General features: G+C 49.5%; 12 protein-coding genes. 11 read left to right on the top strand and 1 reads right to left on the bottom strand.

Annotated elements, in window-relative coordinates; genetic code table 11:
- Window positions 1–254 precede the first annotated feature (254 nt).
- The 11 genes from MKX98_RS19080 to MKX98_RS19030 all read left to right on the top strand — a co-directional run bounded on the left by MKX98_RS19080 (window position 255) and on the right by MKX98_RS19030 (window position 13493).
- A complete protein-coding gene (locus tag MKX98_RS19080; RefSeq protein ID WP_339217853.1) occupies window positions 255–857 on the top strand; it encodes a histidine phosphatase family protein in 603 nt (200 codons plus the stop codon).
- 464 nt (window positions 858–1321) lie between these two features.
- On the top strand, window positions 1322–2146 hold the full coding sequence (locus MKX98_RS19075) for a GNAT family N-acetyltransferase (protein ID WP_339217852.1): 825 nt from the start codon (window positions 1322–1324) through the stop codon (window positions 2144–2146).
- A gap of 148 nt (window positions 2147–2294) precedes the next feature.
- Entirely contained in the window at window positions 2295–3236 is a 942-nt protein-coding gene (locus MKX98_RS19070) for a copper amine oxidase N-terminal domain-containing protein (RefSeq protein WP_339217850.1), read from the top strand.
- Between the two features lie 219 nt (window positions 3237–3455).
- Window positions 3456–4760 carry a sugar ABC transporter substrate-binding protein gene (locus MKX98_RS19065; protein WP_194543148.1) on the top strand — a complete coding sequence of 435 codons (1305 nt, stop codon included), beginning with the start codon at window positions 3456–3458 and terminating at the stop codon, window positions 4758–4760.
- Window positions 4761–4794: 34 nt separating this feature from the next.
- A complete protein-coding gene (locus MKX98_RS19060; protein ID WP_339217847.1) occupies window positions 4795–6507 on the top strand; it encodes a histidine kinase in 1713 nt (570 codons plus the stop codon).
- The gene (locus MKX98_RS19055; RefSeq protein WP_339217845.1) at window positions 6504–8156 is read left to right on the top strand and encodes a response regulator; all 1653 of its coding nucleotides are present in this window, start codon (window positions 6504–6506) and stop codon (window positions 8154–8156) included. The genes MKX98_RS19060 and MKX98_RS19055 overlap by 4 nt, the downstream gene beginning before the upstream one ends.
- Before the next feature lie 199 nt (window positions 8157–8355).
- A complete protein-coding gene (locus MKX98_RS19050) occupies window positions 8356–9681 on the top strand; it encodes a sugar ABC transporter substrate-binding protein (RefSeq protein WP_339217843.1) in 1326 nt (441 codons plus the stop codon).
- Between the two features lie 107 nt (window positions 9682–9788).
- Window positions 9789–10715, top strand: a complete 927-nt coding sequence (locus MKX98_RS19045) for a sugar ABC transporter permease (protein WP_339217841.1) — start codon at window positions 9789–9791, stop codon at window positions 10713–10715.
- 12 nt (window positions 10716–10727) lie between these two features.
- Entirely contained in the window at window positions 10728–11555 is an 828-nt protein-coding gene (locus MKX98_RS19040; RefSeq protein WP_113058904.1) for a carbohydrate ABC transporter permease, read from the top strand.
- Window positions 11555–12523: a phosphoglycerate dehydrogenase gene (locus MKX98_RS19035; RefSeq protein ID WP_339217838.1), complete on the top strand. Its 969-nt coding sequence runs from the start codon at window positions 11555–11557 to the stop codon at window positions 12521–12523. The genes MKX98_RS19040 and MKX98_RS19035 overlap by 1 nt, the downstream gene beginning before the upstream one ends.
- A gap of 40 nt (window positions 12524–12563) precedes the next feature.
- Window positions 12564–13493, top strand: coding sequence for a dihydrodipicolinate synthase family protein (locus MKX98_RS19030; protein WP_194543144.1), 930 nt, complete (start codon window positions 12564–12566; stop codon window positions 13491–13493).
- A gap of 110 nt (window positions 13494–13603) precedes the next feature.
- On the opposite strand, the gene MKX98_RS19025 is transcribed toward MKX98_RS19030, so the two are convergent.
- On the bottom strand, window positions 13604–14476 hold the full coding sequence (locus MKX98_RS19025) for an AraC family transcriptional regulator (RefSeq protein ID WP_339217835.1): 873 nt from the start codon (window positions 14474–14476) through the stop codon (window positions 13604–13606).
- Window positions 14477–14703 lie beyond the last annotated feature (227 nt).

Below are 14703 nucleotides of genomic sequence, written 5' to 3'. Positions count from 1 at the left end.
GAACAAGCTGCACAGAATGCGTTAGCATGGACGTAAACAAGCAGCTGAGATCTGGCCAAACGAAACAAATCAAAGTCAATAACAAAAACACATGCAGCAAGGCCGAGCCGCCAATTTGGCGGTTTTTTTTGTTTATTATCCGTTAACTGCGGCGTTGTGTCTTTCCATATAATCCAAAACGATGTAAGATCTAATTAGATATTCGTTTAATTTAACGATTATCTAATTGATGGATGTATGAAAGGAATGAAGATATGAGCACAGAGTTTTTCCTTGTCAGACATGCTGAGAAAGAAAAGCGAGTTGGAGATGTTTCCATTTCACCCAAAGGAATAAAGCAGGCTCGTAAAACGGCAAAACATTTTAGTAAAATGTCCATTGATAAAATGATTAGCAGCCCGCTGAATAGAGCAACGCAGACCGCTCAGATTGTGGCTGAAGCAATTCATATAACCGTATCAGAGGACAGTCGCTTACGGGAACGTGCGAATTGGGGAGACTCGCCTGGTCAAACGTTTGAGGAGTTTGTTGAGATGTGGAATCGCTGCACCAAGGAACGAGACTATATGCCTCCAGTTGGAGATTCCGCAAAAAGAGCCGGTGAGCGGTTGACTTCCTGCTTATTAGAGCTGTCCCATCAACATCCATACGAAACCATTGTTATTGTGACTCATGGCGGTTTGATCACAGACTTTATGGTAAACGAGTTTACCGAGGAAGAGTTGAACCATAAACACCCGAACTTTATCATTTCACAAAGTAATCTGGTCCCAGAATGTTCTATAACTCATATCAGGTGTTGTAATGGTCGCTTTACATTAATCGATTTTGCCAACACAGCTCACTTAACCTGTTGACAAAAATCCGAATTTCGGGTTTTATCAACATTCCTTCGCTCCGAATGGGCGGCCGCCATTGGGAACTCGCATCAGCTGCAACTGATGGCAATGGATCTGTCGGCGAATTACACATTGACCTTGGGCACGGAAAGCGATGATGATTGCAGTAGATTATGGAATCATGAAGGGTTATCCCAACAACATGTTGAAACCCCAATCTCATGCTAGCCGTGCAGAAGCAATTACTGTGATTTGGCGAGCCATGGAAGTAAAATAAAAGCACATGAATTAACGAGTGTTGAATAAAAGAAGGACTTGTTGGCATTTAGCCACAAGTTCTTTTTTCTGTGGGCGGTCAGTCAACGCCCCCTCATCATGTAAGTATGATAAAGTAGAACTCAGCAGACAAATATGTTGTCTCCCGGCTAGTGTTCGAATATATATAACTGAGTTTATTGATGCGACAGGTGAAAGGAGGAAATATGTTAACGACACAGCAACTACAAGAGATTGAACAATTGCAAAAAGAGTGTGAAATTCATGATCATGTACAACTGAAGCTTAACTGGGACATGCTTAGAGAACGCAAAACGGAGCCGTTCGATTATTTTCATTATAATGAGAATGGCGAACTTATAGCATTTTTAGGTCTGTATGCGTTTGGTTCTACTGTCGAGGTATGCGGCATGGTAAAGCCAAGTGAACGTCGAAAAGGACATTTTGGGCGGTTGTTTCACCTGGCAATGGAATATGTAAAATCAAATGGATACAAGAAAATCTTGCTGAACGCGCCTGCGGGATCCGATGCGGCAGTATTCTTTTTGAATAAACAAGGTGCTGAATATGCATTCTCGGAGCATCAAATGGAATGGCGGCATACACCCCTGGAGGACACGGACGATATTCTTCTGAGACAGGCAACTGAAGAGGATTTCGAAATGAGCGTTCATTTATCCGTAACGGCGTTCGGATTGGATGAGGATGACGCCAGAGCGATGGAAAACCACCATTTTGCGGATCATGCGGATATGCTCATGATTGACGTGAACGAAGAAACGGTTGGAAAACTTCGGGTGAGCCGTGAAGAGGGGCAGGCGTGGATTTATGGTTTCTCCATTTTGCCGGAATATCAGGGCAGAGGTATAGGCAGAAAGGTGCTTCGCCAAGTCGTTAAAGAGCAAAGCTCTGCCGGTTATACGGTGCACTTAGAAGTCGAAACGAAAAATGATCATGCTTTGAGATTATATGAGTCGGTTGGATTTGAGGCAGTGCATGTACAAAATTATTATAAATATGAATGCAAATGACAAAATGATATATGTACAGAAAAGTCGCCATCAGGGCGACTTTTTCATTTTAACTGCGAATCTTCAATTTAACGTATATCTATTGAAGTCTATTTATTCTGCCGATAATGAAGGTGCGTATATTTTTGATCATTCAGGAGGAATTATCATGAAAAAAACAGTCATCCTGCTCACCAGTGCGGCACTGATGTTTGCGACCGCCGCAGGCACGATCTCAGCCAAACCGGGTAACACCCCACCTGGCAAGACAAGTAACGTGGCATCGTCAAAAGGACCTAAAGAAAAAGAAACTCGAAATGAAGAGCATCAAATCGATGAAGTCGAGGCATCGGTTACGACCAGCAAAGAAGAAGACCAAGTGGATGATTCCGCACCTTCAGAAACAGAGAGCACAAACGACAGCTCCACCGATAAAGCGGACGCCAAGAACAAAGGGCACCAAGGATACAAAGGTTTGCTAAATGCTATTCAAAACGTAGAAGATAAACCGGCAGGCGCCGTTTTAGCGAATATTTTGCTTACCGAATATGCGGCCAAGCTGACGGACGAGCAACAACAACAGCTGGAAGCCATTATTGAAAAGGACAAGGCGTTAGAAGCGGCTGCGGGCATGCTTGAAACAAACGGTAACGTAACTGACGCTGTGTATTTGCAAGAAGAAGCCATTCAAGCAAATTTTAAAAATCTGGATCTATACAAAACCTTGGATAAGCTCAACAAAAAGGCAGGTAAAAAGAATGGGGTTCAGCTGTATGTGAACGGCGAAGCTTCTGACACCGAGCCTTTTGTCAAAAAAGGCAATACCTATGTTCCTTTTCGCGCTATTGCCGAGGCTTTGGAAGCAGAGGTAATATGGGATCCTGAAAAGCGTTCCATCACCGTCACGAAGGAAGGGGTGAGCATTCAACTCCTCATCGGCAGTAAAACAGCAACCGTTAATGGCAAGAAGGTCTCGTTGGATGCTCCGGCTACCGTTACCAAGGGCAATACGTATGTACCCGTACGCTTTATAAGTGAGGCATTGAATGCAACCGTCAAGTGGGAATCAGAAAGTCAGACCGTTGTTGTTTATGAAGAGGAAGCAGAATAGGTAAATTTCTTAGCCGCTGATTTGGAGTGTGATCAGCGGCTTTTTTGTTTAAATAAAGTCTTTGATAAAGAGGGGTATTTCGTCTGCCGAAAAGCCGTATGAGAGTCAGGACTATACTTGATGCTAAATATGTGTACCATATGTTAAATTTTTTCAGTGTCTTCTTCATTGTAAACGCTTTAATATCGATTTATGACCGACTGAACAGGAGGGGGAGTTATGAAGGCTGCAGGACGTTTCTGTAGGGTGTTATGGATTGTCGTCATGATGGTGTCGGCAGCTGGATGCATGGCGGGGAGGAACGGAGCTGACAGCAGCATGTCCGAATCGGAACGACCGTTTGACAACGTGCGGATTACCGCATATATGGCCAAAAACCCAGTTGCGGATATCCTTCGCGCCCATCTTCCCGAATTCGAGAAGGAGACGGGCATCAAGGTTGATTTTCAAGCGTTGACCAATGAGCAGCTCAGCCAAAAGATGTTCGTTCAGATGACCGTAGGTAGCGAAAGTCCCGACGTGTTCATGATCCGGCCTTTGGAAGAGCTGAGTTTGTATGAGAACAATGGCTGGCTAACGCCCTTGGAATCGTATGCCGAATCGGATCCACGTTACGACTTTGCCGATTTTTCGTCAACGGCGCTGGAATCGGTAACGGTGAACGGAAAGCTGCTTGCCGTCCCGCTTTCAACCGAGCAGCAGATTCTATTTTATCGCAAGGATTTGCTGGAGAAAAAAGAAATCGAAGTGCCGCAGACTTTGGACGAGCTGGAAGGGGCGGTCAAGCAGGTGCACGATCCCGAGCGTGGCGTCTACGGTTTTGTTGCAAGAGGGCAGCGAAGCGCTCTCGTCACCCAGCTCTCGTCCTTCGTATACTCCGAAGGCGGAAATTTTACGAATGAGGATCAGGCGGTACTGAACTCAAAGGAAGCGGTCAAGGGTATTGAACGGTATGTAAGGCTCCTCGGAAAATATGGTCCACCGGATGTGCTGAACTACAGTTGGACTCAGTCCGCGGAGTTATTCGCTCAAGGAAAGGCGGCGTTTTTCACCGATGCCAGCGCGATCTACCCCATGCTCACGCAATCAGGACTGGCGAAGGAGAAGATTGGGTATGCGCTGTTTCCGGCAGGCGATGCCGGCCGCAAGCCCTACAGCACTACCGCTTGGGGCATCGCGATCAATGCGAAATCGGCCCGCAAGGATGCGGCCTGGGCTTTCATCGAGTGGGCCTCGGGCCGGGACATGGTGCTGCAAGCCCAGAGGATTGGTAACCCGGGAGCCCGGAGCTCGCTGTGGCATGACAAGGAAGGCATCTCCGGTTTTCCGGAGGAGCTGATTCCGGTGATCAATGAATCCATCCCGATCGGAATGAGCTATGATCGTCCAAAAGTCATTCACGTGAAGGAAGCACGGGACATTATCGGCAGCATCGTAGTGAAGGGACTCATCGGCGAAGATGTTGGGGTTGCTGCGGAGTCGGCAAACGTTCAATTGCAAGAACTTATCGACAGCGAGAAGTAGAGCGAATCGCTCTGACACGGGGGTATGTTTTTTGATGAAGCGGTTAAGAACAAGTACGTTTGCGAAGCTAACAACACTGCTGGCGGTCTTGGTTATTCCGATTATTTTGCTGTATGCCTACTCCCATCAGGTCAGCATCAACGTCGTTCGTTCGGCTGTGGAGGAGGGCCAGCGGAACCGACTGACGTTTTTCATGAGTCAGATGGACAACATGATCGATCAGCTAACCAAATATTCGGTGATTGCGAGCAATGATGACGGGATCAAGAGTTATCTGGCGGAGCGCTCACGAAGCACTCTCATGGAACGAATCGACAGCCAGCAGCGGATCACGGATATGTTGAATATGCAGATTGCAACGAGCAGCTGGGACAGCCAAATCCTAATGTACGTAATGCAGTATCAAGAATTGCTGACTACCGACTTTTCGGCAAGGTATGATGCCGAATACTTGGCTCATGCCCATGAGCAGAACTGGTCTTATCATCGGGATTCGCGAGGACAAGCTTTTTTCAGCTGGATGAGAACGTCCGCTTCTTCACAGGATCTGATCGTGGAGGTCCGTTTCACCGACCAGAATCTGGTCAATATGCTGAATCGGTTGAAACAGGATGGGGACAGCGAGCCCTTCCTGTATGCACCTGACGGAACTGTTATTGCCAACAGTACATCGGTCGAGGAGACGATACAAATGGCGGCCGGCATCCTGAACGAGATGCAGCTTGGGGAAGAGGGCAGCCGAATCGTGCAATCCGGGCAGGGCAAATATGTAATGAATTATGTCTTGTCCAGCAGTTTGGGCTGGTATCTGGTGGATTTCGTCCGACTGGACAGCGTTTATTCTCCGATCACTTTAAGCAGCACCCTCTTTTACATTTCCGTATCGCTCCTGCTTGTTCTCGTCTTACTGCTGACATTGTTGTTGTACCGCAATGTTCAGCGTCCGATTTCCCGCCTGCTTCATGCGGTAAGAAGGATCAGGGACGGTCAATATATGACGCGTCTGAAGGATGTGCCGAAGAACGAATTCATGTATCTGTTCCATTCCTTCAATAATATGGCGGAGCAGATCGAGGAGCTCATCGAACGGGTATACAAAGAGTCTTTGCGATCCAAGGCAGCCACGCTTAAGCAGCTCCAATCGCAAATTAACCCTCACTTCCTGTATAACTGCCTGTTTTACATCAAGAACATGGCAAATCTCGGTGAGAAGGAAGCTGTCGTAGCCATGGCTCTGAACTTGGGGGAGTATTACCGGTACACGACTCGACTGGAAAATCCGACCGCGCCGCTTGAAGAGGAAGTGAAGCTGGTGGACAATTATTTAACGATTCAGATGCTGCGACTTCAGCGCCTAACCTTCGAGATCGAGGTTCCCGAAAGCATGATGCAGCTGGAGATTCCGCGTTTATTGCTCCAGCCTATCGTGGAGAATGCCGTCATTCATGGCGTTGAGGATCAATTGGATTTTGCGATGATTCATATTTCCGGAGAAACCGAAGGGAGTCGATGCAGAATCAGAATTGACAACAACGGCCAGGGCATGGACGTTGGCATCATCGACAAGCTGAAGCGGCAGGTCGAGGAGCCTTTGAACGAAAGCGGGGGATTCGGTCTGTGGAACATTCATCAGAGACTGATCACCCGGTACGGCAAACATGCGGGTTTGACCTTCTCGGAATCGCCGTCAGGAGGGCTTCGCGTAGAATTATGCTGGGAAGATCCAAGTAGGGCAAGGGGGGGATGATGTTGTATACATTGCTGATTGTTGATGATGAAGCAAGCGTAGTAGAGGGGCTGGCGCATACGATACCTTGGCAGACAATCGGGATTGATGAGGTGCGCAAGGCATACTCCGCTTTCGAAGCGCTGGAAATACTGCAGACGCAGCCGGTCGACATTATGATTTCCGACATCACGATGCCACGGATGAACGGGCTCGAGCTTATCGAGATCACGAGATCGAGATGGAAGAAGATCAAAACGATCCTGCTGTCCGGTTATGCCGAGTTTGCTTACGCGAAAGAAGCTATAACGCTTGGCACTTACGAATACCTGCTTAAACCCGTCAGCGACGAAGTCGTGCTTGAAAAAGTAGGCGGAGCTGTGGAATCGCTGCGGCAGGAGCGTGAGTCCAGCGAAACTTACAACCGTGCGGTTCAGGCTTTTCGAGCTAATCTGCCTCAAATTCGAGGCGAATTTCTGAATCAGCTGCTTCAAGGCATGAAATCACCGAAGAACGTTTGGGCCGAAAAACTGGAGCTGCTTGAAATGAAATCCGCCATCGGCAATCAAGCGGCCTTGATGCTCGTACGGATGGAGGACCGCTTGACGGAAATGAGTCCTTATGACTCCTCCATCATGGAGTACGCGATCGGTAACATGGCGGACGAGATCTTCGGGGAACGGTTTCGGTTGTGGCGATGCAGGGACATACACGGATATCTCGTCTTTTTTGTTTTTGTAAGCGATGAATCGGCGGACAGGATGCACCCCCATGGGCATGCACAGGAAAATGAACTCAAGCATCTCGCGGCGCAGTTACAGATGAACGTCAGCCGTTACCTGAAAGGAACGATCTCCGTCCTGATAGGAAAACGAGGTTTCTTTCCGGAAGATGTCCGAAAGCTGTACCAGGACAGTCTTTTCGCTTTGCGCCGCCATATCGGCAGCCACAGTGATATGTTCGTTTACGCGGAGGATGAGGAGGAGCTTCATCCGGTCCGTTCCCTGCAAAAGTGTTATGAGCCCCCGCTGCTCCCTCATCTGCTGGAATCCGGCAGTTGGCTGCAGATCCAAGAAAAGTTTGAGCAGATCCTGAAGGAATTGTCGCTCGCGCACAGCCAATCGCAGGAGCATGTTATCGAAGCCTTTTTCTATATATATTCCTCGCTTAGCGCGTATGCGCACAAGAATGGACGCAGTCTGGCCGATATCGTCGGAGCATCCCTTGCGGACGTAACGGGACTCTCGAAATGCACGACTGCGGCCACGCTCGGCAAATGGGTGGGCCAAGTTCTTCCTCTACTGGAGTCGAGCGCAGAACAGGCAACGCGCAGCGACCGGAGCGCTGCCGTGTCCCGGATGAAACGGTTCATACGGGATCATCTGTCTCAGGATATTTCCCTGCAAGCCATCGCGGACCATATGTATATGCATCCGGTTCACGTCTCCCGCCTCTTTAAAATGGAGACCGGATCCAACGTGAGTGATTATGTGCTCCGGCTGAAAATGGAGCAAGCGGCCGAGCTGCTGGCCGATCACTCTTTGAAGAACTTCGAAATTGCTCTGAAGCTGGGATACCACAACCCGAACTATTTTATTCGGGTATTCAAAAAGTATTATTCCGTGACGCCCCAAGAATACCGAAACAGCTTGGAAGCCGGAAAGCCGTAATAAAGCCTGTATACCGTCCGTTTTCAGCGAAGCGTTTGCGCTGTAAGCGGTTTTTTTTGTCTCATTCGGCCGCTGTTTTCGATTGCGGCATCATGTTAAGTAAGGAGAGCGGATGTTAAGCCTATATCATTTAACCCTGTTTATGAAGCCCTTACAATGAATGGTGTAAGGACATTCCACTATATGAGGGGTGAACATAATGAAGATGAAGAAAAACTCCATTCGCTGGGTAACGGCAGCTTTAGCCATGATATTGATGGCAGGGTGCAGCGTAGGAGGAACGGGAGGCAGCGGATCGGGAAACGTCGATCCGGGGAAGAAAACCCTGACATTTTGGATGAAGAAGCAGATGTTCGAAGAGCAGAACCAGATGATCCAAGAGAGGGCAAAGCAGTTCGGGGAAGAGAATGACGTGAATGTCAACGTGGAGTTTATCGCGTACGAGGATTTTTATCCGAAATGGTCGGCAGCCATCGAATCGGGTACAACGCCGGACGTCTCCTTCTTCGGCTACCAGGAAGTCGGACAATTCTATGCCAAGGACGTTCTAGAGGATGTTTCCGACGTTGTGGGTAGCGTGGAGAACGCAAACGGGGAAATACAGGACAGCTTGAAAACCTCCGTAACGTTCGAGGACAAGTTATACGGAGTTCCGTTCTGGACCGAGTCCACGGCCTTATATTACCGCAAGGACATGCTTCAGGCTGCCGGGTACAGCGAGCCGCCTGGAACCTGGGAGGAGTTCCGTGAAATGGCGAGGGCACTCACGGATTCTTCCAAAGGGATATACGGTGCAGGGCTCGGTTACGGGAAAGGCAATTCGGATGCCGAATGGCTGACCCGGGCGATCATCTGGTCCTACGGAGGTTCTCTCGATACCGAGGACGGCAAGAACGTGGCGGTGAAGTCGCCCGAAACACTTCAGGCGATTCAGCTGATCAGGGACATTTTCATCGAAGATAAAGTGACGCCTCCAAGCTCTATCGGATGGGATGACAGCGGCAATAACAAGTCGTATTTAAGCGGCCAATCGGCCATGATCTTCAACGTCGGCAGCTTGGCTGCGACGATCAAGAACGATAATCCCGAATTGTACGAGAATACAGGGATCGCCATGCTGCCCGCAGGACCGAAGGGAGCTGTAGTGCCTGGCATTAGCAACAATCTGGGCATATTCAAGGCATCCCGGAACAAGGAGCTCGCCAAATCCTTCATCGAATTTATGACGGACAAAACGTGGTACGGCCAGTGGGTGCAGAACGGGGCTCCATTGACCGGTCCGATCTACACGGATCTGGCAAACGAATCCGTCTGGCAGGAGGAGAAGAATAAAGGATTCGTCGACTCCATCGCACATTTCGCTTTCCTTGGATACCCTGGGGAGTATAATCCGAAAGCTGGAGAGATTTATAACCTTCGATATGTCAACGACGTCTTCCAAAAAATGCTGCTGGATTCAGGCTTCACGGCCCAGCAAGCAGTGGACGAATTACAGAGTAAGATCGAGGCGGTATACGTTAAGTAGGGTTATGACTTAACCGCGCATCAGGCTACCGCAGTCCGAATACAAGGCATCGATGCAAGGTCCGTGGCTGCGGACGAGCCTGAAGCAACAGAAAGAAGGTGCTCTCAATGAAAAGCTTGGAAGTCCAAACAACATCGGGGAATACCCCGGCGCCTAGGCGGGAACAAGGCGGTACAAGCAGCAGGCTGGCCTACCTCCTCATGAGTCCGGTGCTAATTTATTTGCTGGCTGTTATGGCGCTCCCTTTTTGCTGGGCGGTCTATCTTAGCTTGACGAATAAAGTGGTCGGCGTTCCCGAAACATTCATCGGGCTGCGGAACTATGTGGAGTTGTTTACCGATTCCGTGTTTTGGAAGGCGGTATGGAACACGGCTGTCTTTACGATGGTGGCGGTTATTCTGAAAGCGGTGTTTGGGATGATTATGGCTCTCGTGCTCAACGAGAATATCGTTGCCAGAAACTTTTTTAGGGTGATGCTGTTTCTTCCATGGACCATTCCGACCATTGTTTCCGTATTTACCTGGCAGTGGATTTATTCCGACGTCGGAGGCGTGCTGAATGCCATTCTCCTCAAAACAGGGCTCATCGACAGTCCCGTCGGCTGGCTGGCCACACCTGACCTGGCCATGTTCTCCGTCATTCTCGTCAACGTGTGGCGCGGCATTCCGTTCATGGGCATTGCCATTCTGGCCGGCCTGCAGACGGTGTCCAAAGAGATGTATGAAGCCGCCATGCTGGATGGAGCGGGAGCAGTCAAGCGGTTTTTCTACATGACGCTCCCCTCGGTAAAAGAAGTGACCATTCTATCTTCCGTCATCACCACCATCTGGACGCTGAACGATTTCGAGATCATCTGGCTTCTGACACGCGGCGGCCCGGACAACGGCACGCAGGTGCTGTCCACGCTTAGCTATACCGTCGGCTTTCTGAACATGAGTCTCGGTAAAGCCATTGCGATATCCCTCATTACGCTGCCGCCGCTGATCATGCTGATCCATTATGTGACCAAGCGTTCGCTAGCGTCCGACAAGTAAGGAGTGATCTTGATGAAGAATTCGCTCGGCAAACAAATTACGGTATACTCGACGCTCGCGCTGCTGCTAATATTCGCGCTCTTTCCCTTATATTGGATGGTGATTACCTCCTTCAAATCCAACGGGGAGATTTATTCCATGACGCCTTCGTTTTGGCCGAAGGAATTTCTCGGCACTGCCTACGATAAGCTGATCAACGAAAAGGGCTTCATGACGAATATCAAAAACAGCTTGTTCGTCTCATTGATCGTATCCTTGTTCTCGATCACGGTCAGCATGCTGGCAGCGTATGCGATCTCCAAGCTCAAGTTTAGGGGGAGAAGCTTCATCTCCAAGAGCATTCTCTATGCATACCTGATGCCGAGAGCCGTTCTGTTTATCCCGCTGTACATGCTGGTGACGGCAATCGGCATTAACAATTCCATTTACGGCCTCATGCTGATTTATCCGACGATCACGATTCCGTATGCTACGTGGATGCTCATTTCCTATTTCAAATCCATCCCGGATGAAATCGAGGAAGCAGCCATGATCGATGGATGTTCGCGAATCCGTACGATGACCCACATCATTTTTCCATTATCGGCGCCAGGCATTGCGGCTACCTTCATTTTTTCGTTCACGTTATGCTGGAGCGAATATTTGTACGCTTTGGTCGTTGTCACTAAAGGCGCAGACAAGACGATCACGCTGGGACTGTCGGATATGATTGTCGGCGACGTATTCGCATGGGGACCCCTGATGGGCGGCTCCATCATTGCATCAATTCCGGTCATCGTGATGTATTTGTTCACATCGAAATATATGGTAAGCGGAATGACGGTAGGAGGTGTTAAATAATGAAGGCGAAAAGGGTATTAGTAACGGCTACGAATTATTCCAAACTGTGTGCGGATGCGAAACGGCTGCTCGAGAGCTATGGATGCGAGATTATCGAGAATCATTTCGGACGTCCGCTGACGTTCGAGGAGCTGAAGGAAGTGGTAGGATCGGTCGACGGCGTCATTGCCGGCGTGGACACATGGAATGAGGCGGTATTCAAGCTTGCGCCGCAGCTTCAAGGCATTGCCCGTTTCGGCGTCGGCGTGGACAATATCGATTTGGAGGCTGCAAGGAAATATGGAATACAAGTGACCAATGTACCAAGGGGCAATGCCAATGCGGTGGCCGAGCTGACGATCGGATTGATGATCTCGGTCCGCCGGCACATTCCGGCGCTGGATCGGTCGACGAAGAACGGCGGATGGGAGCGCTTTGTCGGATCCGAGCTTGCAGGGGGAACGATCGGCCTTCTAGGGTTCGGTAATATCGCCCAGCTCACCGCGAAGAAGTTGAAGGGTTTTGATGTCGAGATTATCGCTTATGATAAGTATCCAGATACAGCCAAAGCGTCGGAATACGGCGTAACAATGACAACCTTCGAGCATGTGCTGGCGCATAGCGACATCGTTAGTATGCATCTACCCAGCCTGAAAGAGACGCGCCATATTATGAATGACAAGGCTTTTAAGAGGATGAAATCATCCGCCATTTTCATTAACACCGCGAGAGGAGCCGTCGTCGATGAACAGGCGCTGTCGCGGGCGCTTTCTTCCGGAGTCATCGCTGGAGCGGCAATCGATGTCTACGAGTCCGAGCCCGTATCCGCCGACCATCCTATCCTGCAGAGCAGGAACCTGATTGCGACGCCGCACACCGCAGCCGAAACTTTAGAGACGTATACGCGGGTCAGCATGATAACCGCTCAGGCATTGCTGGATATATTCGAAGGAAGGGAACCGCAAAATATACTCACAGCAAAAGAATAATGTTCAACCATTGATACGAACCATTCAGGAGGGGACGCATATGTATCAGATCATTACCGACGGCAACTGGCCGGTTATGCTAACGCCGTTTACGGAGCAGAACGAAGTGGATTACGAGGCCTTGGAGCGGCTTATCGACTGGTATATCGAGCGGGGGGCCGACGGCCTGTTTGCCGTATGTCAATCCAGCGAAATGTATACATTGACCCTGAAGGAGCGCGTTTTGATCGCCGCCTTCGTCAAAGCGAAGGCGGCCGGCAGGGTACCGGTCATTGCATCGGGTCATGTATCGGATGCGTTTGATGATCAAGTAGCGGAGCTGAACGCAATCGCGGAAACCGGCGTCGACGCCGTGGTCCTAATCACGAACCGGCTCGCCGCTGCTGAGGAATCCGATGATGTGTGGCTGGCGAATCTCGATAAGCTGCTCGCGCGCATTCCGGAACACGTACCTCTCGGATTGTATGAGTGTCCAGTCCCGTATAGGCGCCTTCTGACACCCGAAATGCTGAAGACATGCTCGGATACCGGACGCTTTCGGTTTATCAAGGACGTGAGCTGCGACCTGCAGCTGATCGGGGATAAACTCGAGGCGGTCCAAGGCGGGAGTCTGAAAATCTTCAACGCCAACACGGCGACGCTTCTGGACAGCTACCGGCTCGGCGCTTTCGGCTTCAGCGGCGTAATGGCCAACTTCCACCCTGAGTTGTATACGTGGCTGTTCCGAAATTGGGAAAGTCAACCGGAAGCGGCAGGGGAACTGTCCGATTTTCTAAGTGTGTCGTCATTTCTTGAAAGGCAGCTCTACCCGGTGAACGCCAAGTACTATCTCATGCTGGAGGGCGTACTGACTAACTATCGCTGCCGTTCGAAAAATCATGAGGAGTTCAGTGCCACCAACCGGTTGGAGGTCGAGCAATTGTACCGGGTGTCCAAACAATATGCCCGGAAGTATCCCGTTTTTGCCTAACGATAAAGAGTTAGAGTCGCCTATCATGGCGGCTTTTTTACAGGCGCTCAATCACGCAAGTGAATGATGAAAGCAGCACGAGTGATTGACCCTCGTGCTGCTTTTCCGTCCTAAGATCCAGGCTTCTTAACGACAGGGATCCAAACTTCCATTTCATACATGCTGTTGCCTCTATCGTAGGTCATTTCAAACTCAGGACCATTTGCCGGTTCGTAATGGCAGGTTGGAAACCACTCTGCCCAGATGCGCTTCCACAATGCATGGATCCCGCTTTGCCCGTCGGGGTAGAGGCCGGTTGAGAATATCGCGTAGGTTTGAGGTGGGATAGAGAGCCTTTCAAACCCTTCGGGCATGCCGCTCTGGGGCATGAAGTAACCGATCATGTAGGAAAATTCCCCACCTTGCTTGTTGTATAGTATCCCATGGATTTGAGCATTTTCCCCCAAACCTGCAGCTGTACGGATTCGATCAACGGTACCGTCGGCTACACACGTAGTCCAAAAAGCGGGTATATCAATAAATGGATGATCGCCATCGCTATTAACAGCAGTCGTTACACCGAACATCTCAAAAGCTTGTTTTTCCTCCATTCTGTAATTCATCTCAACATCTCCTCGAATCGAAATATGAAAGGATAACCGAGGATAGGCCTTCAGGGTAACGCCTTTGTCGCGCGCTGACATTGGCATCACACCGTGCATTTTTTTAAACGCTCTAGAAAATGCCTCAGGCGATTCGTAACCATACTTTAAAGCGATGTCGATGACCTTAGTGCCGCTCTGCTGCAGTTCAAATGCGGCAAGGGTCAGCCGCCTGCGCCTAATATACTCTGAAAGCGACACATTCGTTATGAACGGAAACATTCGTTGAAAATGGTATGTTGAGCAGCAGGCAATTCTAGCCACGATATCGTAATCAATCGTATCAGACAGGTGTGTTTCTACATATTCCATAGCGTTGCTCATACGATCCAGCCATTCCATTCAGACCATCCTTTCAAGATTGAGTATAGGGGATGGTAACCAATGTAACCTAGCAATCCATGCACCGAAATATCATGTTCGAGATGAGTTGATTAAATCCTTTTTTGTTGATGATGTGTCACTGCCAAGTGACCCAAAAGTCCCTCTTCCTGTGCCCATAAAAACCTGATCGTTTGGGCTGTATTATATGACCAACCGAAGCACACCTTTCGGACGAGCTACGTCAA

This window comes from Paenibacillus sp. FSL W7-1332, from assembly GCF_037969785.1.
Lineage (GTDB): Bacteria > Bacillota > Bacilli > Paenibacillales > Paenibacillaceae > Paenibacillus_AQ.
Note: the sequence above shows the minus strand (reverse complement) of the source record. Positions and strands in the feature narration are given on the sequence as shown.

Excerpts from the sequence above, each read along its gene's own strand:
- MKX98_RS19080 (WP_339217853.1), top strand. The coding sequence starts at position 255 with ATGAGCACAGAGTTTTTCCTTGTCAGACATGCTGAGAAAGAAAAGCGA.
- MKX98_RS19075 (WP_339217852.1), top strand. The coding sequence starts at position 1,322 with ATGTTAACGACACAGCAACTACAAGAGATTGAACAATTGCAAAAAGAG.
- MKX98_RS19070 (WP_339217850.1), top strand. The coding sequence starts at position 2,295 with ATGAAAAAAACAGTCATCCTGCTCACCAGTGCGGCACTGATGTTTGCG.
- MKX98_RS19065 (WP_194543148.1), top strand. The coding sequence starts at position 3,456 with ATGAAGGCTGCAGGACGTTTCTGTAGGGTGTTATGGATTGTCGTCATG.
- MKX98_RS19060 (WP_339217847.1), top strand. The coding sequence starts at position 4,795 with ATGAAGCGGTTAAGAACAAGTACGTTTGCGAAGCTAACAACACTGCTG.
- MKX98_RS19055 (WP_339217845.1), top strand. The coding sequence starts at position 6,504 with ATGATGTTGTATACATTGCTGATTGTTGATGATGAAGCAAGCGTAGTA.
- MKX98_RS19050 (WP_339217843.1), top strand. The coding sequence starts at position 8,356 with ATGAAGATGAAGAAAAACTCCATTCGCTGGGTAACGGCAGCTTTAGCC.
- MKX98_RS19045 (WP_339217841.1), top strand. The coding sequence starts at position 9,789 with ATGAAAAGCTTGGAAGTCCAAACAACATCGGGGAATACCCCGGCGCCT.
- MKX98_RS19040 (WP_113058904.1), top strand. The coding sequence starts at position 10,728 with ATGAAGAATTCGCTCGGCAAACAAATTACGGTATACTCGACGCTCGCG.
- MKX98_RS19035 (WP_339217838.1), top strand. The coding sequence starts at position 11,555 with ATGAAGGCGAAAAGGGTATTAGTAACGGCTACGAATTATTCCAAACTG.
- MKX98_RS19030 (WP_194543144.1), top strand. The coding sequence starts at position 12,564 with ATGTATCAGATCATTACCGACGGCAACTGGCCGGTTATGCTAACGCCG.
- MKX98_RS19025 (WP_339217835.1), bottom strand. The coding sequence starts at position 14,476 with ATGGAATGGCTGGATCGTATGAGCAACGCTATGGAATATGTAGAAACA.